The organism is Pseudomonas sp. JC1203 (genome assembly GCF_056175065.1).
Genome location: NZ_JBWCAM010000025.1, coordinates 16,378 through 39,449, shown reverse-complemented (window position 1 = coordinate 39,449; position 23,072 = coordinate 16,378). Strand labels below are relative to the sequence as shown.

17 protein-coding genes are annotated in these 23,072 nt (G+C 66.8%); 12 read left to right on the top strand and 5 right to left on the bottom strand.

Features of this window, described 5'->3' with window-relative positions; translation table 11 throughout:
- The first annotated feature begins 54 nt into the window (after nucleotides 1–54).
- Nucleotides 55–981, top strand: coding sequence for a Gfo/Idh/MocA family protein (locus AC0SZ7_RS28190; RefSeq protein ID WP_475507455.1), 927 nt, complete (start codon nucleotides 55–57; stop codon nucleotides 979–981).
- 77 nt (nucleotides 982–1,058) lie between these two features.
- Nucleotides 1,059–2,489: an NAD-dependent succinate-semialdehyde dehydrogenase gene (locus tag AC0SZ7_RS28185; RefSeq protein ID WP_475507454.1), complete on the top strand. Its 1,431-nt coding sequence runs from the start codon at nucleotides 1,059–1,061 to the stop codon at nucleotides 2,487–2,489.
- Between the two features lie 86 nt (nucleotides 2,490–2,575).
- On the opposite strand, the gene AC0SZ7_RS28180 is transcribed toward AC0SZ7_RS28185, so the two are convergent.
- From AC0SZ7_RS28180 to AC0SZ7_RS28165, 4 genes are read right to left on the bottom strand one after another with little or no spacing between them, the layout of a single operon-like run.
- Complete coding sequence (locus AC0SZ7_RS28180; RefSeq protein ID WP_475507453.1) at nucleotides 2,576–2,899, bottom strand: DUF6388 family protein; 324 nt, start codon at nucleotides 2,897–2,899, stop codon at nucleotides 2,576–2,578.
- A gap of 34 nt (nucleotides 2,900–2,933) precedes the next feature.
- Nucleotides 2,934–4,475: a chloride channel protein gene (locus tag AC0SZ7_RS28175; protein ID WP_475507452.1), complete on the bottom strand. Its 1,542-nt coding sequence runs from the start codon at nucleotides 4,473–4,475 to the stop codon at nucleotides 2,934–2,936.
- A gap of 4 nt (nucleotides 4,476–4,479) precedes the next feature.
- Nucleotides 4,480–4,884, bottom strand: a complete 405-nt coding sequence (locus AC0SZ7_RS28170; protein WP_475507451.1) for a MarR family winged helix-turn-helix transcriptional regulator — start codon at nucleotides 4,882–4,884, stop codon at nucleotides 4,480–4,482.
- Nucleotides 4,881–5,537, bottom strand: coding sequence for an HPP family protein (locus AC0SZ7_RS28165; protein ID WP_475507450.1), 657 nt, complete (start codon nucleotides 5,535–5,537; stop codon nucleotides 4,881–4,883). Before AC0SZ7_RS28165 ends, AC0SZ7_RS28170 begins: the two co-directional genes overlap by 4 nt.
- A 201-nt stretch (nucleotides 5,538–5,738) precedes the next feature.
- Here AC0SZ7_RS28165 and AC0SZ7_RS28160 point away from each other — a divergent pair, with 201 nt between their 5' ends.
- From AC0SZ7_RS28160 to AC0SZ7_RS28140, 5 genes are all read left to right on the top strand, one after another.
- Complete coding sequence (locus AC0SZ7_RS28160) at nucleotides 5,739–6,953, top strand: alpha/beta hydrolase family protein (RefSeq protein ID WP_475507449.1); 1,215 nt, start codon at nucleotides 5,739–5,741, stop codon at nucleotides 6,951–6,953.
- A 274-nt stretch (nucleotides 6,954–7,227) separates the two neighbouring features.
- On the top strand, nucleotides 7,228–9,606 hold the full coding sequence (locus AC0SZ7_RS28155) for a TonB-dependent receptor plug domain-containing protein (protein ID WP_475507448.1): 2,379 nt from the start codon (nucleotides 7,228–7,230) through the stop codon (nucleotides 9,604–9,606).
- 177 nt (nucleotides 9,607–9,783) lie between these two features.
- Nucleotides 9,784–10,845, top strand: a complete 1,062-nt coding sequence (locus AC0SZ7_RS28150; RefSeq protein WP_475507447.1) for an ABC transporter substrate-binding protein — start codon at nucleotides 9,784–9,786, stop codon at nucleotides 10,843–10,845.
- Nucleotides 10,832–11,830 (top strand): ABC transporter permease, encoded by a 999-nt coding sequence (locus AC0SZ7_RS28145; protein WP_475507446.1) that lies wholly within the window; start codon nucleotides 10,832–10,834, stop codon nucleotides 11,828–11,830. The genes AC0SZ7_RS28150 and AC0SZ7_RS28145 overlap by 14 nt, the downstream gene beginning before the upstream one ends.
- On the top strand, nucleotides 11,824–12,603 hold the full coding sequence (locus AC0SZ7_RS28140) for an ABC transporter ATP-binding protein (RefSeq protein WP_475507445.1): 780 nt from the start codon (nucleotides 11,824–11,826) through the stop codon (nucleotides 12,601–12,603). Before AC0SZ7_RS28145 ends, AC0SZ7_RS28140 begins: the two co-directional genes overlap by 7 nt.
- A 338-nt stretch (nucleotides 12,604–12,941) precedes the next feature.
- On the opposite strand, the gene AC0SZ7_RS28135 is transcribed toward AC0SZ7_RS28140, so the two are convergent.
- Nucleotides 12,942–16,184 (bottom strand): hypothetical protein, encoded by a 3,243-nt coding sequence (locus AC0SZ7_RS28135; RefSeq protein ID WP_475507444.1) that lies wholly within the window; start codon nucleotides 16,182–16,184, stop codon nucleotides 12,942–12,944.
- A 373-nt stretch (nucleotides 16,185–16,557) separates the two neighbouring features.
- On the opposite strand from AC0SZ7_RS28135, the gene AC0SZ7_RS28130 reads away from it, so the two are divergent.
- From AC0SZ7_RS28130 to AC0SZ7_RS28110, 5 genes are read left to right on the top strand one after another with little or no spacing between them, the layout of a single operon-like run.
- Nucleotides 16,558–18,216, top strand: a complete 1,659-nt coding sequence (locus tag AC0SZ7_RS28130; protein WP_475507443.1) for an ABC transporter substrate-binding protein — start codon at nucleotides 16,558–16,560, stop codon at nucleotides 18,214–18,216.
- Nucleotides 18,213–19,196 (top strand): ABC transporter permease, encoded by a 984-nt coding sequence (locus tag AC0SZ7_RS28125; RefSeq protein WP_475507442.1) that lies wholly within the window; start codon nucleotides 18,213–18,215, stop codon nucleotides 19,194–19,196. The genes AC0SZ7_RS28130 and AC0SZ7_RS28125 overlap by 4 nt, the downstream gene beginning before the upstream one ends.
- Nucleotides 19,193–20,050 carry an ABC transporter permease gene (locus tag AC0SZ7_RS28120; RefSeq protein ID WP_475507441.1) on the top strand — a complete coding sequence of 286 codons (858 nt, stop codon included), beginning with the start codon at nucleotides 19,193–19,195 and terminating at the stop codon, nucleotides 20,048–20,050. Before AC0SZ7_RS28125 ends, AC0SZ7_RS28120 begins: the two co-directional genes overlap by 4 nt.
- A complete protein-coding gene (locus tag AC0SZ7_RS28115; protein ID WP_475507440.1) occupies nucleotides 20,047–21,720 on the top strand; it encodes a dipeptide ABC transporter ATP-binding protein in 1,674 nt (557 codons plus the stop codon). Before AC0SZ7_RS28120 ends, AC0SZ7_RS28115 begins: the two co-directional genes overlap by 4 nt.
- Before the next feature lie 17 nt (nucleotides 21,721–21,737).
- Complete coding sequence (locus AC0SZ7_RS28110; RefSeq protein ID WP_475507439.1) at nucleotides 21,738–22,910, top strand: acyl-CoA dehydrogenase family protein; 1,173 nt, start codon at nucleotides 21,738–21,740, stop codon at nucleotides 22,908–22,910.
- The last annotated feature ends 162 nt before the right edge of the window (nucleotides 22,911–23,072 follow it).

The window sequence follows — 23,072 nt, the reverse complement described above, 5'->3', positions numbered from 1 at the left end:
TCCACCTTGCTGCCTATCCATAACAACAATCACGATTGCAACAGGAGTCGCACCATGGAGCACCTTTCGCTGGGCCTCGTCGGCTACGGCAAGATCGCCCAGGACCAGCACGTGCCGGCGATCCTCGGCAACCCGGCCTACCGCCTGCAGGCGGTGGCCACGCTGGGCCAGCCGTGCCCCGGCGTCGCCAATTTCAGCAGCCTCGACGCGCTGCTGGCCGACGGCCCGGCCGTGGCCGCCGTGGCCTTCTGCACGCCGCCCCAGGGCCGCTACGCCCAGGTGCGCCAGGCGTTGCTGGCCGGCAAGCACGTGCTGGTGGAAAAACCGCCGTGCGCCAGCCTAGGCGAGGCCATGGCGCTGGTCGAGCTGGCCCGTGCCCAGGGCGTCAGCTGCCTGTTCGCCTGGCATTCGCGTTTTGCCCCGGCGGTGCAGCCGGCGCGCCAGTGGCTGGAGGGCCGGGTGCTGCGCAGCGTGGCCATTACCTGGAAAGAAGACGTGCGCAAATGGCATCCCGGCCAGGCGTGGATCTGGCAGGCCGGCGGCCAGGGCGTGTTCGACCCGGGCATCAATGCCCTGTCCATGGTTACTGCGCTGCTGTCCGAGCCGCTGTTCGTCACCGCCGCGCAGCTGGACGTGCCAGCCAACCACCAGGCGCCGATTGCCGCGCGGTTGCAAATGGCCGACGCCCGTGGCCTGCCGGTGACCGCCGATTTTGACTGGGACCATCCTGAGCCGGACATCTGGCGCATCGTCGTCGAGACCGACGCAGGCGTGCTGCGCATGGAGCAGGGCGGCGCCGCGCTGTTCATCGATGACCAGCCCCAGGCGCTGCCGCCAGAAGCCGAATACCCGTCGCTGTACGCGCATTTCGCCCAGTTGATCCAGCGCCAGGCCAGCGACGCCGACCTGCAACCGCTGCGCCTGGTGGCCGACGCCTTCATGGCCGGCAGCCGCACGCTGGTTGCCGAGTTTCACGATTGAACGCCCAGGCGTTCGGGTTGCCACAGCATTCATACCTGTTAGGGTAGAACCATCCGTTCACATCGAGGGAGTCCCGTATGTACCCGCAAGTGCAGCTTTACATCAACGGTCAATGGCAGAACGCGGCGGACGGGCGCAGCATCCCCGTGGTCAACCCCGCCACCGGTGACACCATCGGCAGCGTGGCCCATGCCGACATCGCCGACCTGGACCAGGCCCTGGCCGCCGCCCAGCGTGGTTTCGAGACCTGGCGCAAGGTCAGCGCCTTCGACCGCTACAAAATCATGCGCAAGGCCGGCGAGCTGCTGCGCGAACGCGCCGATCACATCGCCACGCTGATGACCCTGGAACAGGGCAAGCCCGTGGCCGAGGCCCGCGCCGAAACCCTGGCCGCCGCCGATATCATCGACTGGCTGGCCGAAGAAGGCCGCCGCAGCTACGGCCGCATCGTGCCCTCGCGCGCCCAAGGCATCGAGCAGCGGGTGATCAGCGAGCCGGTGGGCCCAGTGGCCGCCTTCACGCCGTGGAACTTCCCCATCAACCAGGTGGTGCGCAAGCTGTCGTCGGCCCTGGCCGCCGGCTGCTCGATCATCGTCAAGGCCCCGGAAGAAACCCCGGCATCGCCCGCCGAGCTGATCCGCGCCTTCGCCGACGCCGGCGTGCCGGCCGGGGTGATTGGCCTGGTGTATGGCGTGCCGGCGGATATTTCCGGCTACCTGATTCCGCACCCGGTGATCCGCAAGGTCACCTTCACCGGCTCCACCCCGGTGGGCAAGCAGCTGGCGGCCATGGCCGGCCTGCACATGAAACCGGCCACCATGGAACTGGGCGGCCACGCGCCGGCCATTGTCTTCGCCGACGCCGACGTGGAAAAGGCCGTGCAACTGCTGGTGGCGTCCAAGTTCCGCAACGCCGGGCAGGTGTGTGTGTCGCCGACGCGTTTCCTGGTGCAGCGTGAGGTGTTCGAGACCTTCCTGACCCGCTTCGTCGAGCTGGCCGGCAAGATCAAGGTCGGCAACGGCCTGGAAGAGGGCACCCTGATGGGCCCGCTGGCCAACGACCGTCGCGCCCCGGCCTTGCAGGCACTGGTGGATGACGCGCGCAGCCAGGGTGCTACCGTGCACCTGGGTGGCAAGGCCATCGATGGCCCGGGCTACTTCTTCGCGCCCACGGTGATCAGCGGCCTGAACACCGACATGCGCCTGATGAACGAGGAGCCGTTCGGCCCGGTGGCGCTGATCGTGCCGTTCGACACGGTGGAGGAGGCCATTGCCGAAGCCAACCGCCTGCCGTTCGGCTTGGCGGCCTATGCCTTCACCAGCACCTCGAAAACTGCCCAGGCCCTGAGTGACGGGGTGGAAGCGGGCATGCTGTCGATCAACCACCTGGGCATCGGCCTGCCGGAGATTCCGTTCGGCGGCATAAAGGATTCCGGGCACGGTTCGGAAGGCGGCACCGAGGCGATCGAGGCGTACCTGGTGACCAAGCTGGTCACCCACCTGGGTTGACCCCCACCCCCGTAGCAGCTGCCGCAGGCTGCGTCCCGGGCCTCGCGTAAGGCCTCGGACGCAGCCTTCGGCAGCTGCTACGGGGTTTACAGGCCGTACAGCTCGCGGTACTCGTCCCAGCTCATGCCGGCCATCTCGGCCACTTCCTTGTGCACCTCCAGGCGCTGCGCCTGGAATTCTTCCGGCGTGGCCGCCGTCAATTGCAAGGTCAGCTCCCAGGCGAACAAACCCTGGGCCTCGGCTTCCTGCTCGAACGCCTCGTGCAGGCGCTCGGCGCGGTATTGCGCGGCCGTCATGCCGGCGGCCTGGGCTTCCAGCGGGTTGAGGTGGTCCAGCTGCTGGCGGAGGTCGTCGCGGGCAGCGAGAAAACGCTCAAGGGCGGCGGGGTGACGCTGTTCGGGGTCGATCATCATGTACCTGCTGGGCAGTGGCGGTGCCCCTAGTCTACGCCAGGGTTTCTTCCTGGTGCACCGCCAGCGTGCCCTTGAGCAGGTCGCTGCAGGTGACGACGCCAATCACTTCGCGGCTTTGCCCATCGCGCACCACCGGCAAGCTTTCCAGGCCCAGCGCCACCATCCGGCCGGCCACGGCGCGGCAGGTTTCGCGCGGCAGGGCGAATGCCTGGCCGGCCGCCAGTGGCCCTTTGGCGGGGCTCATCACTTCACTGACGTCGTGGCGCTCCAGCGGGTCCACCGAATACTCGCGGTAGATGTGCAGGCCGCGCCGGGCGATCTTCTCGGTCATGATCGAGCGCTTGGCAACCAGGATGGTCACCGTGTACGCCACGGTCACGGTCAGCAGCAACGGCAGCAGCGCATTGAGGTCGTGGCTCAGGCCCAGGGCGAACACCACCGCAGTCAGCGGCGCGCCCAGCACCCCGGCCAACGTGGCGGCCATGCACACCAGCGGCCACAGCGCGCCGTGGTCGCCGGGCAGCACATGGCCCAGCGCCGCGCCAAGGCCTGCGCCGAGCATCAGCAATGGTGCCAGGACGCCGCCCGAGGTGCCGGAGCCCAGGGCGATCACCCAGATCACCGCCTTCACCAGCAGCAACGCCAGGGCAGCGCTGAGCAGCAGGTGGTTGTGCAGCAGGTCGCCGATCACATCGAAACCGATGCCCAGCGCGCGCGGCTCGAAGTAGCCGCCAATGCCGATGGCCAGGCCGCCCAGTGCCGGCCACCACATCCAGTGCAGCGGCAGCTTGCCGAACAGGTCTTCCACCCGGTACAGCGACCACGACAGCAACGTGCACAGCAGGCCACTGGCGATGCCTGCCACCAGGCAGCCGAACAGCGCCTCGGGGCCGACCGGCGCGGTCTGCACGGCAAACAGCGGCTCGCTGGCGATCAGCGTCGGGCGCAGGAACCCGGCCACGGCACAGGCGATGGCCACCGGCACCAGGCTGCGCGGGCGCAGTTCGAACAGCAGCAGTTCCACCGCCAGCAACACCGCCGCCACCGGCGTGCCGAAGACTGCGGTCATGCCCGCCGTGGCGCCGGCCACCAGTAGCGTCTTGCGCTCGGCAGCGCTGAGGTGAAAGCGCTGGGCGATCAGCGAACCCAGCGAGCCGCCGGTCATGATGATCGGGCCCTCGGCGCCAAACGGGCCACCGCTGCCGATCACAATGGCCGACGACAGCGGCTTGAGCAGCGCCACCCGCAGGGACAGGCGGCTCTGGCCGAACAGAATCGCCTCGATGGCTTCAGGAATGCCGTGGCCACGGATCTTGCTGGAGCCGTAGCGGGCCATCAGGCCGACGATCAGGCCGCCCAGCACCGGCAGGCCGATCACCCACAAGCCCAGTTGGTGCTGCGCCGGGGAAGTGTTGGCGAAGGAAAAACGCTGGAAGAAAAACAGGTTGGTGCACAGGTGGATCAGCCCCAGCAGCCCCGCCGCCGCGCCTACTGCCAAGGCGCCGATCACGGCGGCCAGCAGCACTTGGCGGAACAGCCGGCGGTCCACGGAAAAATCACGTTTGTGCTGCATGGCCTTACTCCTGCTCGAACGGCACGCGGAAACGCTTGCTGGCGCTTTTAAGTTCTTCACGGTGCAGGAAGGCCAGTTTCGCCAGCACTTCGCTGCCCTTGACGGTGAGGCTGACGCGCACCTCGCGGCGGTCCTCGTCGTTGCGCTGGCGCTGCACCAGCGCCTGGGCCACGCAGCGCTTGACCAGGGCCACCGCGCCGTGGGGCACCATTTGCAGGCGCTCGGCCAGCTCGCCGACGGTGGCCCAATCACGGCCGTCGAAGCCCATGGTGTGCAGCATCAGCAGGTACTGTTGCGGCGTGACCCCGTGGGCCTGCACGGCTTCCTCGGAAAAGCGCAGGAAGCGCCGCAACTGGTAGCGGAACTCCGACAGGGCTTCGAAATCAGTCTTGGCCAGGGCATCGCTCATGGGCGTGGCTCCGAATGCAGGCGGGCGAGGGTGGCGGTGACGATGGCTTCCAGGTCGTCGGCGTCGACGTCGATGAACTCATCGCGTTCGTCCAGCACGGCTTGCAGTGCCTGATGCAATTGCTGGCTGGCCGGCGACACGGCGCGCGCGGTGGCTGGCGCCGGTACGTGGCCGTGGGGGTAGCGGTGGCGGCTGAAACTGTGGAACACCAGCGCCACGCCCAGCAGCACCGCCGAGTTGAGCAACACCGGGTCGAGCACGAACTGGTAGCCGGCGGCATGAATGCTCGGCCCGCCCAGCACCGCCGTCAGCGCCACCGCGCCTGATGGCGGGTGCAGGCAGCGCAGCGCCAGCATCAGGCCGATGGCCACGCCCACCGCCACCGCGGCGGCGACGATTTCGTTGCCGATCCACGCCGCGCAGGTCACGCCCACCAGCGACGCCACCAGGTTGCCGCCCAGCAGTGACCAGGGCTGTGCCAGCGGGCTGGCGGGGGCGGCGAACAGCAGCACCGCCGAGGCGCCCATGGGCGCGATCAACAGCGGTACGTCGGCGCTCAGGCCCAGGGCCCAGGTGCACAGCGCTGCGGTCAGGCCGATGCCCAGCAGGGCACCGAAGGCGGCACGCAACACTTCACGGGGGCTTAAGTGCAACGGCGCGGGACGCCAGCGTTGCAAAAGGGACGGGAGATTCACGGGGACGGGTACCTTGGCCAAAAACGTGGGCATTTATATCACGACGTGATGTATTTGGCCACGAGGCCTTTTTGGCTTATATCGCTATGACATTTGGTCATTGGACGGTGGAAGATCAATCTGTGATGTTAGCGCTACCATCTTTCATGAGTCGCTCCAATGAGTCTCCAGCAACTGCTCTGTCTCTGCGCCCTGGTGCTGCCTGCCAGCGCTTTCGCCACCTATGGCGACGCCCGCCCGGACGCCCCCGACCTGGCGGCCGCCGGCGAATTCAACGTCGGCGTGCGCAGCGAAAACCTGGTGCATCACGACCAGCTGAACGTCCTCGCCAGTAACCCCAACCAGCGCTACGACCGGCCCCTGCGCGTGGAAATCTGGTACCCGGCCACGCTCACCCAAGGCCAACAACCGGGCACGGTCTACACCGACGTGCTGGGCGCCGGCGCCAATGACCCCAAGCGCCCCAACACACCGTTCCAGTTCGCCGGCCGCGCGCTACGTGATGCGCAGGTCAGCAGCCAGGGCCGCTACCCGCTGGTGATCGTGTCCCACGGCTACCCCGGCTCGCGCCTGCAAATGAGCTACCTCACCGAGCACCTGGCGTCCCGTGGCTACGTGGTGGTGGCCATCGACCACACCGACTCCACCCGCGCCGACAAGGCCGGGTTCGCCAGCACCTTGCGCAACCGGCCTTTGGACGACCTGTTCGTGCTGGACCAGGTGGCGGCCTGGGCCAAGCCTGGCAGCGGCCATTACCTGGCGGGCAGGGTGGACGTGGACCACACCGCGCTGGTCGGCTATTCCATGGGCGGCTACGGCGCGTTACTGGTGGGCGGCGCCAGGCTGACCGACGCCGCCGTCAACTTCGTGCCGGGCGGCGCATTGAAGCCCTTGCAGGGCGGCCTGCACGATCCGCGCATCAAGGCGCTGGTAACCTTTGCGCCCTGGGGTGGCCGCCAGGGCCTGTTCGACATGCAGGGCCTGCGCGTGCCGACCCTGTTCGTGGCGGGTGACCAGGATGATATCGCCGGCTACGGCGACGGCGTGCGCCGCCTGGCCGAGAGCGCGGTAAACGCCGACCGCTACCTGCTGGTGTACCAGAACGCCCGCCACAACGTCGCGCCTAACCCGCCACCGCCGGCTGCCAGCGCCAACCCTGAGGACTTCAGCGCCTACAGCGAGCCGGCCTGGGACAGCACGCGGCTGAACAACATCAACCAGCATTTCGTCACCGCCTACCTCGACCAGCAGCTCAAGGGCATGGACCGCAGCGCCTACCTGAACGTCGTCGACGGCAAGTGGCCCGGGTTCCCGCCGCGCAGCGCCGTGGGCATGGAGTTCCACCACTGGCCCGCTGCGGCCATAGCCCCGTAGCAGCTGCCGCCAGGCGGCGTCTTGCATGCGCGGTGCATCAGGCTTACCACAGCGCTCATGACGCGGCCTAACGGCCGCTGCTACAGGGCTTAGAACCTTGCATATATCTATTCGGTCTTTAAATATTTATTTAAATGGCAATAGGATATATGGCATCGGGCTACCGGACTCTACAAACACGACACAAGGATGACCGCCACCGTTCACCACACGGATCGCTCGTTCAAGCTCAAGGCACTGATGCCTTGAGTGGGGGATTCAAGGAGAGCGGTACATGCAAGGTTTTCAACGTCACCCGCTGGCGGCAGCGTTGCTGTCGGCCGGCCTCTTCACCGTAGGCTGCAGCGCCTACGCCGACACCAGCAACGAAGACGGCGCCAAGCTGGACACGGTGATCGTCACCGGCACCCGCGCCCAGGAGCGCACCGCCAGCCAGTCGCTGTCACCCATTGATGTGATCTCTGGGGAAAGCCTGCGCAACAGCGGCTCGGACGAGCTGGGCACGGTGCTGGCGCGGCTGATTCCGTCCATCAACTTCCCGCGCCCAAGCCTGGTGGACGGTGCCGAACTGGCGCGGCCGGCGCAGATGCGCGGGCTGTCGCCCGACCAGGTGCTGGTGCTGGTGAACGGCAAGCGCCGCCACACCGGCGCCTTCGTCAACCTGGGCGGGGCAGTGGGCCGCGGTTCGTCGCCGGCCGACCTCAACGCCATCCCGCTGTCGGCCATCGACCATATCGAGGTGCTGCGCGACGGCGCTTCCGCGCGCTATGGTTCGGACGCCATCGCCGGGGTGATCAACATCATCCTCAAGGACGCCAACCACGGCGGCTCGCTGTCGGCCAAGTATGGCGGCTACAAGAAGGGCGACGGCATACAGCGCGAGCTGGACGGCAACGCCGGCTTCGCCCTGGGCGACCGCGGTTTCTTCAACATCTCCGGCGAGGGCGCCAACAACGACTACACCGACCGCGCTGGCGACGACTACCGCACCGCCAGCATCGGCTCCACCACCTACGGCCAGCACGTGTTCCGCCAGGGCGAGCCGGCCACCAAGGACGGCAAGGTCTTCTTCAACAGCGAATTCGACCTCAACGACAACGCCCAGCTCTACAGCTTCGGCGGCTACAGCCACCGCAGCGGCGAGACCGCGGCGTTCTACCGGGCCAGCAATGCCTCCAACAACATCGCGGCGCTGTACCCCAACGGCTACCTGCCGCTGATAGAAGGCACGCTTGAGGACCGCTCGCTGGTGGTGGGCGTGCGCGGCCAGTGGCTGGGCGACTGGCATTACGACCTGTCGGCCAACTACGGCCAGAACACCTACGAGATCAACACCCGCACCATCAATACTTCCCTGGGCCTGGCCACGCCCACGCACTTCTACAACGGCACCTTGGAAAACGACCAGAAGCAGCTGAGCCTGGACCTGTCCCGCGAGTTCCGCCTGGGCTGGCTGGCCAACCCGGTGTCGCTGTCGGTGGGCACCGAGTACCTGCGCCAGGACTACCAGATCAAGGCCGGCGACCCCGACTCCTATTTCGGCAGCGGCAGCTCGGGCCTGGGTGGTTTCCGCGCCGCCGACGCCGGCAGCTACAGCCGTCACGACGTGGCCGAGTACCTGGACCTGGAAACCGACTTCACCGACAAGCTCAGCGGTTCTGCCGCGGTGCGCCGCGAGGACTACAGCGACTTTGGCGCCAACACCACCGGCTCGCTGTCGGCGCGCTATGCCTTCACCCCACAGGTGGCGCTGCGCGGCAGCATCTCCACCGGCTTGCGCGCGCCGTCCCTGGCGCAGCAGAACTTCACCTACACCTCGTCGCAGCTGATCGGCAATACCGTGCAGGAGGCGGGCACGTTCCCGGCCAACAGCCAGGTAGCGCGCTTGCTCGGCGCCGAAGACCTGAAGCCGGAAAAGTCGCGCAACTACAGCCTGGGCCTGGTGCTGCAACCCACCGACAACCTGACCCTGACTGCCGACGTGTACCGCATCGACATCGACGACCGCATCACCCTGTCCTCCAACCTGGTGCTCAACAACGCCGCCATTGCCTATCTGCAGGCCAACGGCGTGGGCGACATCAACTACACCAGCGCCCGCTACTTCACCAACGCCGTCGACACCAGCACCGACGGCATCGACCTTGTGGCCAACTACCGCTACCAGTTCGACAACGGCGTGCGCTGGAACAGCACCCTGGGCTACAACTACAACCACACCAAGGTCACCGACGTGAAGGCCAACCCGGCGGTGCTCGACGCCCTGGGCGTGAACCTGCAACGCGTGGACCGCCGCGAGAAGGACGGCCTGCTGGGCGACACCACGCCTGAGCACAAGCTGACCCTGGGCAACGATTTCAACTACGGCAACTGGGCGCTGCACAGCACCCTGGTGCGCTACGGCGAGTACACCAGCTACCAGGCCGACGCCGTCAACGACCAGCACTTCCAGGCCGCCTGGGTGCTGGACCTGGCCGTGGACTACCGCTACAGGAACTGGTTGTTCACCCTGGGCGGCGACAACGTCACCGACCAGTACCCGGCCAAGCTCAACGCCTATTCCTCCAGCGGCGGCAACCTGGCCTATAGCACCTTCTCGCCGTATGGCTACAGCGGCGCGTTCTACTACGCGAAGGTGGGCTACAGCTGGTAAGCGGAAGCGGCCCGTAGCAGCTGCCGAAGGCGGCGTCCTCGCCCTACAATTTTGCATATTAACTTATGCATTAAATGAATTTAAATTATTAAAAGCCTAGTGTTAAGGTTCTAAAAAATCCCTCGGCGACCGTGCGCGCGGACCCGAACACCCCCACGCTTGCCCAGGGAACCTCCCATGCCATTCAACACCTTGTCGCGCCGCCACCTGCTCGGCCTGGGCGCCGCCGCCCTGGCCAGCCCACTGCTGCTGTCCTTGCCGCGCAGCGCCTGGGCTGAAGACCACGACCCCATGCAGATGGGCGCCGAGCCGCCCGGTACTGGCGACTTCATCAAGCTGGACGCGCCCTACAAGCTCAAGCTGGCCATCAACCTCAATGCCGTGTGCCTGGCGCCGGTGGTCATCGCCCACGGCGAAGGTTTTTTCAACAAACACAACCTGGACGTGGAGTTCGTCAACTTCGGCAACTCCACCGAAGTGCTGCTCGAAGCCATCGCCACCGGCAAGGCCGACGCCGGCATCGGCATGGCCCTGCGCTGGCTGAAAGCGCTGGAGCAGGGCTTCGACGTCAAGCTCACCGCCGGCACCCACGGCGGTTGCCTGCGCCTGCTGAGCGCTACCAACGGCCCCATCAACAGCCTCACCGACCTCAAGGGCAAGGCCATCGGCGTGACCGACATGGCCGCGCCAGACCGCAACTTCTTCTCCATCCTGCTGAAAAAGCACGGCGTCGACCCGGTGCGCGATGTGGAATGGAAGCTGTACCCCGCCGACCTGCTCAGCACCGCCCTGGCCAAGGGCGAGGTGCAGGCCATCAGCGGCGCCGACCCGTTCATGTACCGGCTGCTCAAGGATGGGCAGGCGCGCGAGCTGTCCACCAACCTGGTGGACGAATACGCCAACCTGTCGTGCTGCGTGGTGGGCGTGACCGGCAAGCTGGTGCGCGACAACAAGCGCGTGGCCGCCGCCTTGACCCAATCCATCCTCGAAGCCCACGACTACGCGGTGCAGCACCCGGAAGCCGTGGCCAAGGGCTTCCAGAAATTTGCCGTCAACACCAGCGAAGCCGAAGTGCAGGCCATCCTCCATTCCCACACCCACGGCCACCACGCCGTGGGCGCGGCGCTGGCCACCGAGATCGTCACCTATGTGGACGACCTTAAGACCGTGGAGGTGTTTGATGCCAGCACCAACGCCGTCGACTTTGCCAAGGAGATCACGGCCAATGTCTTCAGTTGAACTGACCCATGCCGCCACCCGCGCCAACACTCCACGTGCCCGCGTGGGCTGGCGCCCGGCCGTGGCGGTGGCCGCCTGGCTGCTGGCGGCGCTGTTGACGCGCTTCTACCCGGACGCCACCCGCCACTGGCCGTTGACCGAGGGGCTGGCCAACGTTGAGCTGGCCTTGGCGGTAATCGTTGGCGCGCTGGCGGTGCTGGCGCCGCGTTCGTTGCCCCTGGCCCGACGCTTGCGCCACCTGGCGCCCTGGCTGATTGCGCTGGCGCTGCTGCTGAGCGTGTGGGAGCTTGCGACGGCGAAACTGGCGCTGCTGCCGGTGCCGTTCTTCGCGCCGCCGCAAGCCTTGCTCAACGTCTACCTCAGCGACTGGCCACGGCTGTTCGACAGCCTCTGGCATTCCGCGCTGCTGCTGGGCAGCGGCGTGGCGTTGGGGGCGGTGTTCGGCTTCATTGCCGGGGTGTCCATCGGCTGGTCCCGGGCCATCGGCTACTGGCTGCACCCGGTGCTGCGCATCCTCGGCCCGGTGCCGTCCACGGCGCTGCTGCCGCTGTGCTTCTTCCTGTTCCCCAGCAGTTGGAGCGCCAGCGTGTTCCTGATTGCCCTGGCCACCTGGTTCCCGGTCACGGTGCTGACCTGGTCGGGGGTGGCTAGTGTCGACAAGGCCTACTACGACGTGGCCCGCACTCTGGGCGCAAAACCCGGTTTCCTGATTTTCAGGGTCGCCATTCCCGCGGCCTTGCCCCATGTGTTCGTGGGCCTGTTCATGGGCCTGGGCGCGTCGTTCTCGACCCTGGTGGTGGCGGAGATGATGGGGGTCAAGTCCGGCATCGGCTGGTACCTGCAATGGGCCCAGGGCTGGGCGGCGTACGCCAATATGTACGCGGCGTTGCTGGTGATGGCGCTGGCCTGTTCCGGGCTGATCTCGGCGCTGTTCCATGTGCGTGACCACTTGTTGGCGTGGCAGAAAGGAGCGGTCAAATGGTAGCCCTGCACAAACCCCATAGCGCGGGCCTTGCATTGCACATCGAAGGCCTCAGCCACGCCTTCCACCTGGATGGCGAACCGTTGCCGGTGCTGGAAAACGTCAGCCTCGATGTAGCCCCCGGCGAATTCGTGGCCTTGCTGGGGCCGTCTGGCTGCGGCAAATCCACCTTGCTGCGCCTGGTGGCCGGCCTTGAGCCCGCCGACCGTGGCACCCTCAACGGCGACGGCCAGCCCATCAGCGCCCCCGACCCGAGCCGCGTGGTGGTGTTCCAGGACCCCACCCTGTACCCGTGGCGGCGGGTGTGGGACAACGTCGCCGTGGGGCTGGAAGCCCAGGGCGTGCTCAAAAGCCAGCGGGGCAGGGTGGACGCCGCCCTGGCCAAGGTGCACCTGACCGAGTTTGCCCGCGCCTGGCCACGGCAACTGTCCGGCGGCATGGCGCAGCGGGTGGCGCTGGCGCGGGCGCTGGTCAACGAACCGCGCCTGCTGATTCTCGACGAGCCGCTGGGCAAGCTCGATTCGCTGACGCGCATCGCCATGCAGAAGGAGCTGATCGAACTGTGGCAGCGCCAGGGCTACACCGCGCTGCTGGTGACCCATGACGTGGAAGAAGCGCTGCTGCTGGCCAACCGCATCATCGTCTTCAGCGAGCGGCCGGCGCGGGTGAAGGCCGAGATTGTCGTGGAGCGCGGTTATCCGCGGCGGCGGGATGATCCGTACCTGGTGAACCTGCGTACGCAGATTTTGCAGTCTCTGGGGCTGGGCGACGCGTGAGGCGCGCCTGGACGCAGCCTGCGGCAGCTGCTACGGGGGTTATGCGTACACCCGCCACCAGGGGCCTCCCACACGCAGCTGCCATAACACTTATCTCAGGCGTTGAGGTCTGAAACAAGCGGTATGGTGCTGCGGATTTCTTAGTGCAGGTAGTCAAACCTGATCTCCGAGCGCACCTAGGAAGTGGCAAGGAATGGGGTGTGAAGGAGTGTGTCAAGCAAATGCCACAATCCTGCCGGGGAGCCTGGCAGGGTTGTGGCAAGTAGGGGCCCACCCTTAGAGATGGCTGTAGTCAGGCTACCCTATCTAATAAGTGCACTAACACTCTGATAATCACATCATCTTATTTGCGTCAACGAGACATAGTCAAATTTCGCCGGACTAGCACCAGTGTTATCTGACCCAATTGTTATTGTTACATCCTGAGTAGGGGTCGGGAAAAGGTCGAATTCTGCAAAATGCACGTTGAAACCGGGATTGTTACCTCCATTAAATCTAACGCCCCCAACCGTTATCAACACCAAGAGCGCGTCTATTCTTAGCTCTAGCCGGTAGCGACCGACGCCCAAAGTAAAGTTTTTTGTTAGATTTAGCCTGCTGGTTCCTGTTAGCTCTATATGTGAAGGAGTTGTCCATGGATGGTAAGTAATGTTAGTATCCTGCGATTTAATCCAACCGCCCAGATCAGTTCCACCAAAATCAGCATACTCAATAGTCCCCTCCGGCGGCCCTTCCTCCCCATACTTAAACAGTGTTGCCTCTGAGGTCTGCTCCAGCGCCCCAGCCACCAACGTCACGGTATATTCAATAGAAGTAGGCTTGCCGAGATAAGCATCCAACACCGATTTGGGTAGTATAAAATTCAAAACCCCTTGTCCCGCCACCGTCTGTGGGGGAGTTTTATATGGTGGCAAACCCGCCGCCTGGACCAGCACGCTGACTTGCTGGCCATCGGCCTTGCCGGTATAGTCAACCTTTACTGGTTCACCAGTGGAAGGTACCAAGTCAGGATCAAGGTAGCCGTTGGCCTGATGTTCAACAACCGGCGCAACCAAATTCAACACGACATTAATCATCACATAACTCCCAAGAGGAAATACCGTAGCAGCGCCTTCATCCAGGCCGCCACCGAAACCAACTTTAAATTCCAGGTTAACCGCCGCACCATTCTGCAACTTCAACAACACCGCCCGCGGTATTACCCGGCTAACACCGGCTGTCACTTCAGCTGCCGTCACCGTTCCGGCGATGATCAACTCTGTGCTCCACGGCTCATTCTGGTCATCGGTGCTGTGCAAGCGCAGCCACAGCGCCTGCCCCTGGGCAATCAACGGCCACGGTTCGATATGCACGGTGGCGTCGCCCAGCAAGGTGTTGAGGTCCAGGTTGCTGCCCGTCACGGTGAGGATCTTCGGCTGGGGCAAGGTACCCGCCGCGAAGTCGCGTACTTGCAGGGTCAGGCTGTCCGACGTCGGGCTGGCAACGCCGCCGCGAATGCGTGAATACAGCACGTCCACCGCACGCCCCAGGTTGGCGGCCACGGCGCTGGCCGGTACCGGCACGTCCAGGGTGAAACCGCTGACATAAGGCACCCAGGCCAACTCGGGCGTGCCCAGCCCGGCGCTGCCTACCCAGAAAGCGGCAATTGCGTCGCCGAGCAGGAAGTTGGGGTCGGTGATGCGAATGGTGGCGCCGTTGCGGGCGTTCGCCGGGTCCAGCACGTTGTAAGGGTTGGCTTCCACCACCACTGGCAGTGGCAATGGCTGGCTGCCGCCGGCCTGGATAGTGACCGGCAGGGTCAGGGAGCCGGCGCTGCCGCCGCCGGCCCGCGCCACGTGGTAGCTCAGTTCAACCCGGCTGTTGCCTTCGATATGGGGCGTTCTGGCGATGGTGAAAGCGATGTCTTGGTTGAGGTTGCCGGCGTGTACCGGGTAGTACGGTGAGGTGGAGTAGGTATCGCCCAGCCAGTAGACGGTGATCAGATCGCCCACCGCCTTGCCGGTGTAGCCGCCCACCATGACCTGGGTGCTGGCGCCCACCAGGCTGAGGTCGATGACGGCGTTGGGGAAGTCCTTGAGCCAGGGCGCGATCAAGGTGCCGCCCACGACCGTCACGCTCAGGGTAAGCACTGGCGAGTCGTGCGGCACCTGGTCCACCGTTGTCACCCGGTAGGACACCCGCAGGTCGTTGCTGCCCGCCAACACCACGGCGTTTTCATTGGGCACGGCGAACAGCACCGGCTGGCCGTTCTGGACGCTGTCGACGTTGACGTGGGCGGTGTATTCCACCGCCGTGCCGCTGCTGGTGGTGCCGCGCCAGACCAGGTCGATGCCGTCGCCCACGGCCATCACGTCGTAGACCGGCACGGTGACCTGGACCGGACCGCTGCCCACTAATGCCAGTTGCAGGGTGGTGCCGCTGACGTGCTGCACGTCGGGCAAGCCCAGGCTCAGGGCGGTGCCCACCACCACGGCTTCGGCGGCGCTTGAGCGCCGCGGCTGGCCGTTGACTTGCGTCTGGTACACCACCCGCACGCGCCCACCTGACAAGGGCGCCGCTTCGCGGTTGGGCACCACCAGGGTGAAGCCCTGGTTTGCATCGGTGCCTGCCAGCGTGTGGGTCTGCTTGTGCTGGAGCGTTGCGCCCTGGGCTGTGGTGCCGGTCCAGACCAGTTCCACAGTCATGCCATTGTCGATCGTATCGCGGTTAGCCGGGATATAAACGGTCACGTCGTGCGTGCCCAGGCTATCCAGGTTCAGGATGCCGTTCGGCGCCTCGTTGATGTCGGGTGGATACAGCAGCAACGAGCCGTCTTCCACGTTGACCCGCACGGGGAAGCTGAAGCGCGACCAGTTGTTGACCACGTCGCGCACGTCATAGGTGACGATGATGCCCTGGCCCAGGTGGGCGACGATCAAGGCGCGGGGCACGCTGATGGTGATGCTGGGGGCGGTTTCCTGCTCAGCTGTCAGCACGTGGACGATGCGCTCGCCGGCCCAGTACAGCGTCAGCACATCGCCCCGGTAGGCGTTCAGCCACAGGGGAATGACGACCTCTACCGTCTGCCACGGGGCGTTGATGTCGAGGTTCTCGGGAATGCCCTGGGGCAGCGCCAGGTTTTCATTCTCGGGGGTGGTTGGGTTGGGGTCTAGGCCGCCGGGCACCGTGGTCTTGACCAGCACCGAGGTCTCGGCGGAGAACACGTCATTGCCGCTGGTGCGCAGCACATGGTAGTGCAGCGGGTATTCGGCATTGGTGTCCAGCCAGGCTCTGCCCAGGGGAATGTCGCGCGGCAGCAACAGGAAGGTCACCACGCCCAAGGCCTGGTGATCGGGGTTGAAGACGTCGGAAGCCACCTCGACGTTGTCCCAATACAAGGTCATGCCATCGCCCACTGCGCTGTCCACGTAATTGGGGAACTGCACGGCGATGGGCTGCTGGTCGTTGGCCATGTCCTGATAGTTCAAGCCGCTGCGGCGCGCGGGCAAGTTAGGCGCTTCCAGGGCAGGATTACCCGTGTGCGGGGGGTGCAGGGCCAGCCGGGCATGCAGCTGCCGCAGTAGCCGGACGATTGAAGTCATGGCGGGTTCCTCGGGGCGCCGGCGGGGTGCCGGCGGTTCAGCGCAACGTAGCACCGGGGTGTTTGCGGGCGCACCTGTCAGATCTGACAGGTGGGGCTGGAAACCCCGTAGCAGCTGCCGAAGGCTGCGTCCGGCCCCGCTGCGGTGCACCTGGAAGCGGGGCGCCCGGGACGCGGCCTGCGGCGGATGGCCGCCCCCGCCGCTGCTACGGGGGGGCGGCGCGCGATCCTCAGCTGTTGCCCCAGCAACACCCCTTGTTCACTTTGCCTCATTCGCGACTTCCCATCCCACGCCAACCCCTTTAAACCGGGCCTCCCACACCCGGCACGGGTTGTGCAATCACCCCTCAAGGATCATTCGCCGAGGGACGTCCGTGCATTCAACCTTCAAGACTTTCACCCTGGCCACACTCTGTGTGGCACTGGCTGCCTGCGACCGCAGCGCCCAGGTGGCGCAGCGCAGCAGCACGCCGGTCAATGGCGGCACGCTGGTGTACGCCACCGACCGCGAGCCCACCTGCCTGGACCCCCACGTGGCGGGCGACATGCCGCAGGTGTTTATCGGCCAGCAGTACCTGGATTCGCTGGTGTCCATGGACGAGAACGGCAAGATCGGCCCCTGGCTGGCGGAAAGCTGGGAGGTGTCGGCCGACGGCACCACCTACACCTTCCACCTGCGCAAGGACGTGCACTTCACCGATGGCACGCCGTTCACGGCTGCGGCGGTGAAGGCCAACCTCGACCACATGGCCAACCCCAAGACCCAGTCCAGCACCGCCGGTGGCTATATTCGCCAGTACCGCAGCACCGACGTGGTCGACCCGTACACGGCAGTGGTGCACCTGGCCACGCCGTATGCGGCGTTCCTGGAGGTGTTGGCGCAAGGCTTCCTGGGCATCGAGTCGCCCACCGCGCTGCTGCGCTCGCGTGACGAGAACTGCGAGTCGCCGGTAGGCTCGGGGCCGTTCAAGGTGGTGCGCTGGGACCGCCAGAGCCAGGTGGAGCTGGTGCGCAACCCCGACTACCACTGGGCGCCGCCTACGGCCAGGCACAACGGCCCGGCGTACCTGGACCGCATTGTGTGGAAATTCATTCAGGAGCCGTCGGTGCGCTTCGCCTCGCTGCAGGCCGGCGAGGTGGACGTCATCGAGGCGCTGCCGCCCGAGTCCCACGAGGCTGCGCGGCACAACCCTGACCTGAACATCCTGATTGCCCAGCGCCCCGGCAACCCCACCAACGGCACGTTGAACATTACCCGCGCGCCGTTCAACGACGTGCGCGTGCGTGAAGCCTTCGTGCGCAGCGCCGACATCGACGGCGCGCTGAAAAGCGTGTACTTCGGCGAGTTCCCCCGCGCCGGCGGGCCGCTGAGCGTGGCCACGCGCTTCTACAGCGCCGACTTCGAGCACGCCCAGGACTACGACCCGGCGCGCGCCGCGCAGTTGCTGGACGCCGCCGGCTACACCCAGCGCGACGCCGACGGCTACCGCACCAGGGACGGCAAGCGCCTGCAGGTGCACGTGGTGATGGGCAACCGCACCGCGCCCTCCGAGCAGACCCTGTGGGAGCAGGTGCAGGCCACCACCCGTGCTGCCGGTTTCGAGCTGATCATCGACCAGATGAGCGACACCCAGGCCACCGACCGCCAGTCCAAGTGGGACTACGACGTGCGCCTGGGCTACTGGAACACCAACACCGCCGACGTGCTGCGCATCATCTTCAGCTCGCAGTTCCTGGCGCCGGCCGGGGTAGGCGGGTACCACCAGAACACCGCCGGCTACAACGACCCCCATTTCGACCAGCTGGTCGAAAGTGCCCTGGCCACCCAGGACCCGGCCCAGCGCCAGGCCTTGTACTACCAGGCCCAGGCCCAGGCCAGCAAGGCCTACCTGGAACTGACCACCTACCCGCAAAGCACGCGCCTGGGCATCTACAAGACCACCCAGGGGGTGCGCATCGAGCCGTCCCTGGCGGTGACCTACCTGTATGACGCCTGGGTGGACAAAGGCCAGAACAAAGGAGTGAAACCATGAATGCCATCGTGACGCTCGACAACCCCCGGCGCCAGCGCCTGGTTCACCTGGGCCAGCGCGCCGCCTGGCGCCTGGGCGGCGCGGTGCTGGTGCTGTGGGCCGTGGCCACCCTGACGTTCTTCGCCCTGCGGCTGATGCCTGGTGACCCGGTGCTGGCCATTCTCGGCGGGCCCAGTGGCAACCCCACGGCGGAAACCATCGCCGAGGCCACCCGTGAGTTCGGCCTCGACAAGCCGCTGGCGGTGCAATACGGCGTGTACCTGTGGAAGCTGCTGCACGGTGACCTGGGCGTGTCCTACTCCCAGCACCAGCCGGTGACCCAGGTGCTGGCCGAGCAGAGCGGGCCAACCCTGGAACTGCTGGTGCTGGCCCTGGTGCTGGCGTGGCTGCTGGTGCTGGCCTGGACCCTGGTGACGGCCGGGCGCCGCTCGTGGCTGAGCCGGCTGGGCTCGCTGGCCGAGACCCTGGCGGCGGCGCTGCCGCAGTTCTGGCTGGGCATTGTGCTGCTGGCGGTGTTCGCTTTCGGCCTGAAGTGGTTCCCGCCAGCGGGCAGTGATGGCTTCGCCACGCTGGTGCTGCCGGCTTTCGCGTTGGCGTTTCCGCTGGCCGGGTTCATCGGCCAGGTCACGCGCGAATCGCTGGAACACACCCTGGAGCAGCCTTTCGTGCTCACCGCCCGCACCCGTGGCCTCAGCGACCTGGCGGTGCGCTTCAAGCATGCGCTGCGCCACGCCGTGCTGCCGGGGGTGTCGCTGTCGGGCTGGGCCATCGGCGCGCTGATCAGCGGCGCGGTGGTGGTGGAAGTGATCTTTTCCCGCAAGGGCCTCGGCCGCCAGCTGTACCAGGCGGTGCAGGCCCAGGACCTGCCCCTGACCATCGGCATCAGCCTGGTGGTAGCCGCCGGCTATGTGCTGGCCAACATTCTCATCGACCTGCTGTACGAATGGATCGACCCACGCCTGGCGGAGCAACGCCCATGAGCCAATTAGTCCTTGAAGCACCGGTGCTGGCATTGCCGCGCCAGCGCCTGAGCGTCCGCTGGGGCACGCTGCTGGCGGGCCTGTTCATTGCCTGGCTGCTGGCCGCAGCGCTGGTGCCAGACCTGTTCAGCCACACTGACCCGCTGGCCATCGTGCCGCGCGACGCCTTCCACCCGCCCAGCTGGGCACACTGGTTCGGCACCGACCAGTCGGGCCGCGATATCTATGCCCGTGTCGTCCACGGCGCGCGCCAGTCGCTGTTCATCGGCGTGGCGGCCACCGCGTTGGCCATGTCCATCGCCATCAGCCTGGGGCTGCTGGGCGGCCTGCTGGGCGGCTGGACCGACCGGGCCATCGGCTGGCTGCTGGAAGTGCTGTTCGCCTTCCCGTCGCTGGTGCTGGCATTGCTGTTCGTGGCGGTGTTCGGCAGCGGCATTGGCCCGCTGATCATCGCCACCGGCATCGGCGGCGCGCCGGGTTACGCCCGCATGGTGCGCGGCCAGGTGTTGAGCGTGCGCAACGCCGGCTACATCGAAGCCGCCCGCGCCCTGGGCCACCGCCCGGCGCGCATCATCCTCCGGCAACTGCTGCCCAATGCCCTGCGGCCGCTGGTGGTGACCATGACCATGGGCGTCGGCCAGGCCATCGTCTGGGCCTCGGCGCTGAGCTTCCTGGGCCTGGGCGCCAAGCCACCGGCACCGGAGTGGGGAACCATGCTGTCCATGGGCCGCGACTTCGTGGTCAACGCGCCGTGGCTGACCTTCGTCCCGGGCCTGTTCATTGTGCTCACCACGCTGTCCACCACGGTGCTGGGCCGTTACCTGCAACAACGCCTGGAGGGCCGCCTGTCATGAGCCGCAAAACCCTGATTGTCGAAGGGCTGTCGATTCGCTTTGGCGACCACAGCGTGGTCCGTGACGTGAGCTTCACCCTGGCCCCGGGCAAGACCCTGGCGCTGGTGGGTGAGTCCGGCTCGGGCAAGAGCGTCACCGCGCGCAGCCTGATCGGCCTGGCCGGCGCCGGCGCGCAGATCAGCGCGCGCACCCTGCGTTACGGCGACCACGACCTGCTGAAGCTGTCCGAACGGCAATGGCGCCAGCTGCGTGGCCAGGCCATCGGCTTCGTGCTGCAGGACGCGCTGGTGTCCCTGGACCCGTTGCGGCCGGTGGGCAAGGAAATTCTCGAAGTGCTGACCACTCACCAGTGGGGCACCGCCGCCAGCCGCCCGCAGCGCGTGCAAGCGCTGCTGGAACGGGTGGGCGTGCCGGAGCCGGCGCTGCGTGCGCGGCAGCGCCCCGACCAACTGTCTGGCGGGCTGCGCCAGCGCGCGCTGATCGCCAGCGCCCTGGCCCTGGACCCGCACCTGGTGATTGCCGACGAACCGACCACGGCCCTGGACGCCACGGTGCAGGCGCAGATTCTGGAAGTGCTGCAGGCGATCAAGGCGCGGGGCGACTCGCTGCTGATCATCAGCCATGACCTGGCCGTGGTCGCGCAGCTGGCCGACGAGGTGCTGGTGCTGCGCCACGGCGAAGTGGTGGAGCAGGGGCCCACCGACCAGGTGCTGCGCCAGCCCAGCCACCCCTACACCCAGGCGCTGTTGGACGCAGTGCCCGGCGAGCATGGGCGCGCGGCGCGGCCGAACCAGGGTGAAGTGCTGTTGCGCGCCAGCGGCCTGGGCAAGCGCTACGTGGGCCCGGACCGCCAGGTACGCCAGGTGGTGAACGACGTCAGTTTCGAGCTGCGCGCCGGCCAGACCCTGGGCATTGTCGGCGAGTCGGGCTCGGGCAAGACCACCGCCGCACGCATCGCCCTGGGCCTGCTGACCCCGGACGCCGGCACCGTGACCTTCGCCGGCCAGCCCTGGAACGCCGTTGGTGATACGGTCAGCGAGGCCCAGCGCCGCCTGCGCCGCCGCGACATCAGCGTGATCTACCAGGACCCGCTCAGTTCCTTCGACCCGCGCTGGAGCGTCGGCCAGATCCTCGCCGACGCCCTCGACGTGGCCGGCGTGGCCAAGGCGGAGCAGGGCGCGCGCGTGGCCAAATTGCTCGACCAGGTGCGCCTGCCCGGCGCCCTGGCCAGCCGCCGGCCGCTGCAATTGTCCGGTGGCCAGCGCCAGCGCGTGGCCATTGCCCGCGCCATTGCCAGCAACCCCAAGGTGATTGTCTGCGACGAGCCGGTGTCGGCGCTGGACGTGTCGGTGCAGGCCCAGGTGCTGGACCTGTTGGCCGACCTGCAGGCCGAGCTGGGCGTGGCCTATCTGTTCATCTCCCACGACCTGGGGGTGATTCGCCAGGTCAGCGACCAGGTGCTGGTGATGCGCCACGGCCAGGTGGTGGAAAGCGGCCCGGTGGCGCAGGTGTTCGACCAGCCGCGCCACGACTACACCCGCCGCCTGCTGGCCGCGGTGCCGCGCCTGCCCGGCGCCGGCGCCGGCGTTGCATGGGTGGCACCGCCCCAGGAAGACGAAAACCCGCTGTGGCTCTTCGACGAGTCGCGGCTATGGAAGATTGCCATTTGAACCGCCCAGGAGTACCCATGACCGTTCAGGCCCTGAAAGACCGTATCAACGCCTTGCTGCCGGCCATCGAGGCCGGCGCCGCAGCCCGCGAACGCGACCGCCAGTTGCCCTACGAGGCCGTGCGCCAATTGGCCGAGGCCGGCCTCTACACCTTGCGCATTCCGCAGGCGGCCGGCGGCCCCGGTGGCAGTGTGCGCGACACCATCGAAGTGTTGCTGGCCGTGGCCAGCGTCGACTCCAACACCGCCCAGGCCCTGCGCCCGGGCCTGGCTTTCATCGAAGGCCTGCTGGCCAGCACCGCCGACGATGCCGAAGCCGAGCGCCAGCGCTGGTTCGCCCGCTACCTGGACGGCGCCGTGCTGGGCAACGCCGGCTGGGAAGTGGGCGGCGCCAACGGCGCCATCAGCGCGCGCATCGTGCGCCAGGGCGACCACTACCGGGTCAATGGCAGCAAGTACTACAGCACCGGCTCGCTGTACGCCGACTGGATCAGCGTGGTGGCGCTGGACGAGGACGACCTGCCGCGCTCCTTCGTGCTGCCCCGTGACCGCCAGGGCCTGGTGCTGCTGGACGACTTCGACGCCATGGGCCAGCGCCTCACCGCCAGCGGCACCACGCGCCTGGACGACGTGATCGTGTACCCGGACGAGTTGCGCACGCGCACCGTGGAAGAGGGCACGCGCACCATCGTCACGCCGTTCCTGCAGCTGTTCCTCGCCACTGTGCAGGCCGGCATCGCCCGGAATGCCTTCAACGACGCGGTGCGCTTTGCCCAGGCCCATGCGCGGCCGATCAAGCACAGCAGCGCCACGCGCTCGGTGGACGACCCTTATGTAGAACTGAGCGTGGGCGAGATCGCCGCCCGCGCCTACGCCGCCGAAGCCGTGGTGCTGCGCGCCGCCGACACCATCGACCGCGCCTGGGCCGCCGGCCAGGCGCCGGCGCTGGTGGAGCAGGCCGCGGTGGAAGTGGCGCAGGCGCAGTTCATCACCGCCGACAGCGCGCTGAAGGCCGCCGAGCGCCTGTTCGACGTGGGCGGCGCCTCCACCACTAGCCGCCAGCACAACCTCGACCGGCACTGGCGCAACGCCCGCACCGTGGCCAACCACAACCCGCGCGACTGGAAAGCCGCGGCGGTCGGCGCCTGGGCGCTGAAAGGCACGCCACCGCCGACCTCCGGGTTGTTCTAAGGGCTAGCCCAACCCCTGTGGGAGCTGGCTTGCCAGCGAGTTTTTGGGGCCCCTGAAAAGCTCGCTGGCAAGCCAGCTCCCACTGTACCAACTCTGGCACATTTCATGATTGTCATGCTCGCCCCCGTATCCTGCGGATGATTTGCCAAGGAAGCGCTATCC

Coding starts and splice junctions, on each gene's coding strand:
- AC0SZ7_RS28190 (WP_475507455.1), top strand. CDS start 55: ATGGAGCACCTTTCGCTGGGCCTCGTCGGCTACGGCAAGATCGCCCAG.
- AC0SZ7_RS28185 (WP_475507454.1), top strand. CDS start 1,059: ATGTACCCGCAAGTGCAGCTTTACATCAACGGTCAATGGCAGAACGCG.
- AC0SZ7_RS28180 (WP_475507453.1), bottom strand. CDS start 2,899: ATGATCGACCCCGAACAGCGTCACCCCGCCGCCCTTGAGCGTTTTCTC.
- AC0SZ7_RS28175 (WP_475507452.1), bottom strand. CDS start 4,475: ATGCAGCACAAACGTGATTTTTCCGTGGACCGCCGGCTGTTCCGCCAA.
- AC0SZ7_RS28170 (WP_475507451.1), bottom strand. CDS start 4,884: ATGAGCGATGCCCTGGCCAAGACTGATTTCGAAGCCCTGTCGGAGTTC.
- AC0SZ7_RS28160 (WP_475507449.1), top strand. CDS start 5,739: ATGAGTCTCCAGCAACTGCTCTGTCTCTGCGCCCTGGTGCTGCCTGCC.
- AC0SZ7_RS28155 (WP_475507448.1), top strand. CDS start 7,228: ATGCAAGGTTTTCAACGTCACCCGCTGGCGGCAGCGTTGCTGTCGGCC.
- AC0SZ7_RS28150 (WP_475507447.1), top strand. CDS start 9,784: ATGCCATTCAACACCTTGTCGCGCCGCCACCTGCTCGGCCTGGGCGCC.
- AC0SZ7_RS28145 (WP_475507446.1), top strand. CDS start 10,832: ATGTCTTCAGTTGAACTGACCCATGCCGCCACCCGCGCCAACACTCCA.
- AC0SZ7_RS28140 (WP_475507445.1), top strand. CDS start 11,824: ATGGTAGCCCTGCACAAACCCCATAGCGCGGGCCTTGCATTGCACATC.
- AC0SZ7_RS28135 (WP_475507444.1), bottom strand. CDS start 16,184: ATGACTTCAATCGTCCGGCTACTGCGGCAGCTGCATGCCCGGCTGGCC.
- AC0SZ7_RS28125 (WP_475507442.1), top strand. CDS start 18,213: ATGAATGCCATCGTGACGCTCGACAACCCCCGGCGCCAGCGCCTGGTT.
- AC0SZ7_RS28120 (WP_475507441.1), top strand. CDS start 19,193: ATGAGCCAATTAGTCCTTGAAGCACCGGTGCTGGCATTGCCGCGCCAG.
- AC0SZ7_RS28115 (WP_475507440.1), top strand. CDS start 20,047: ATGAGCCGCAAAACCCTGATTGTCGAAGGGCTGTCGATTCGCTTTGGC.
- AC0SZ7_RS28110 (WP_475507439.1), top strand. CDS start 21,738: ATGACCGTTCAGGCCCTGAAAGACCGTATCAACGCCTTGCTGCCGGCC.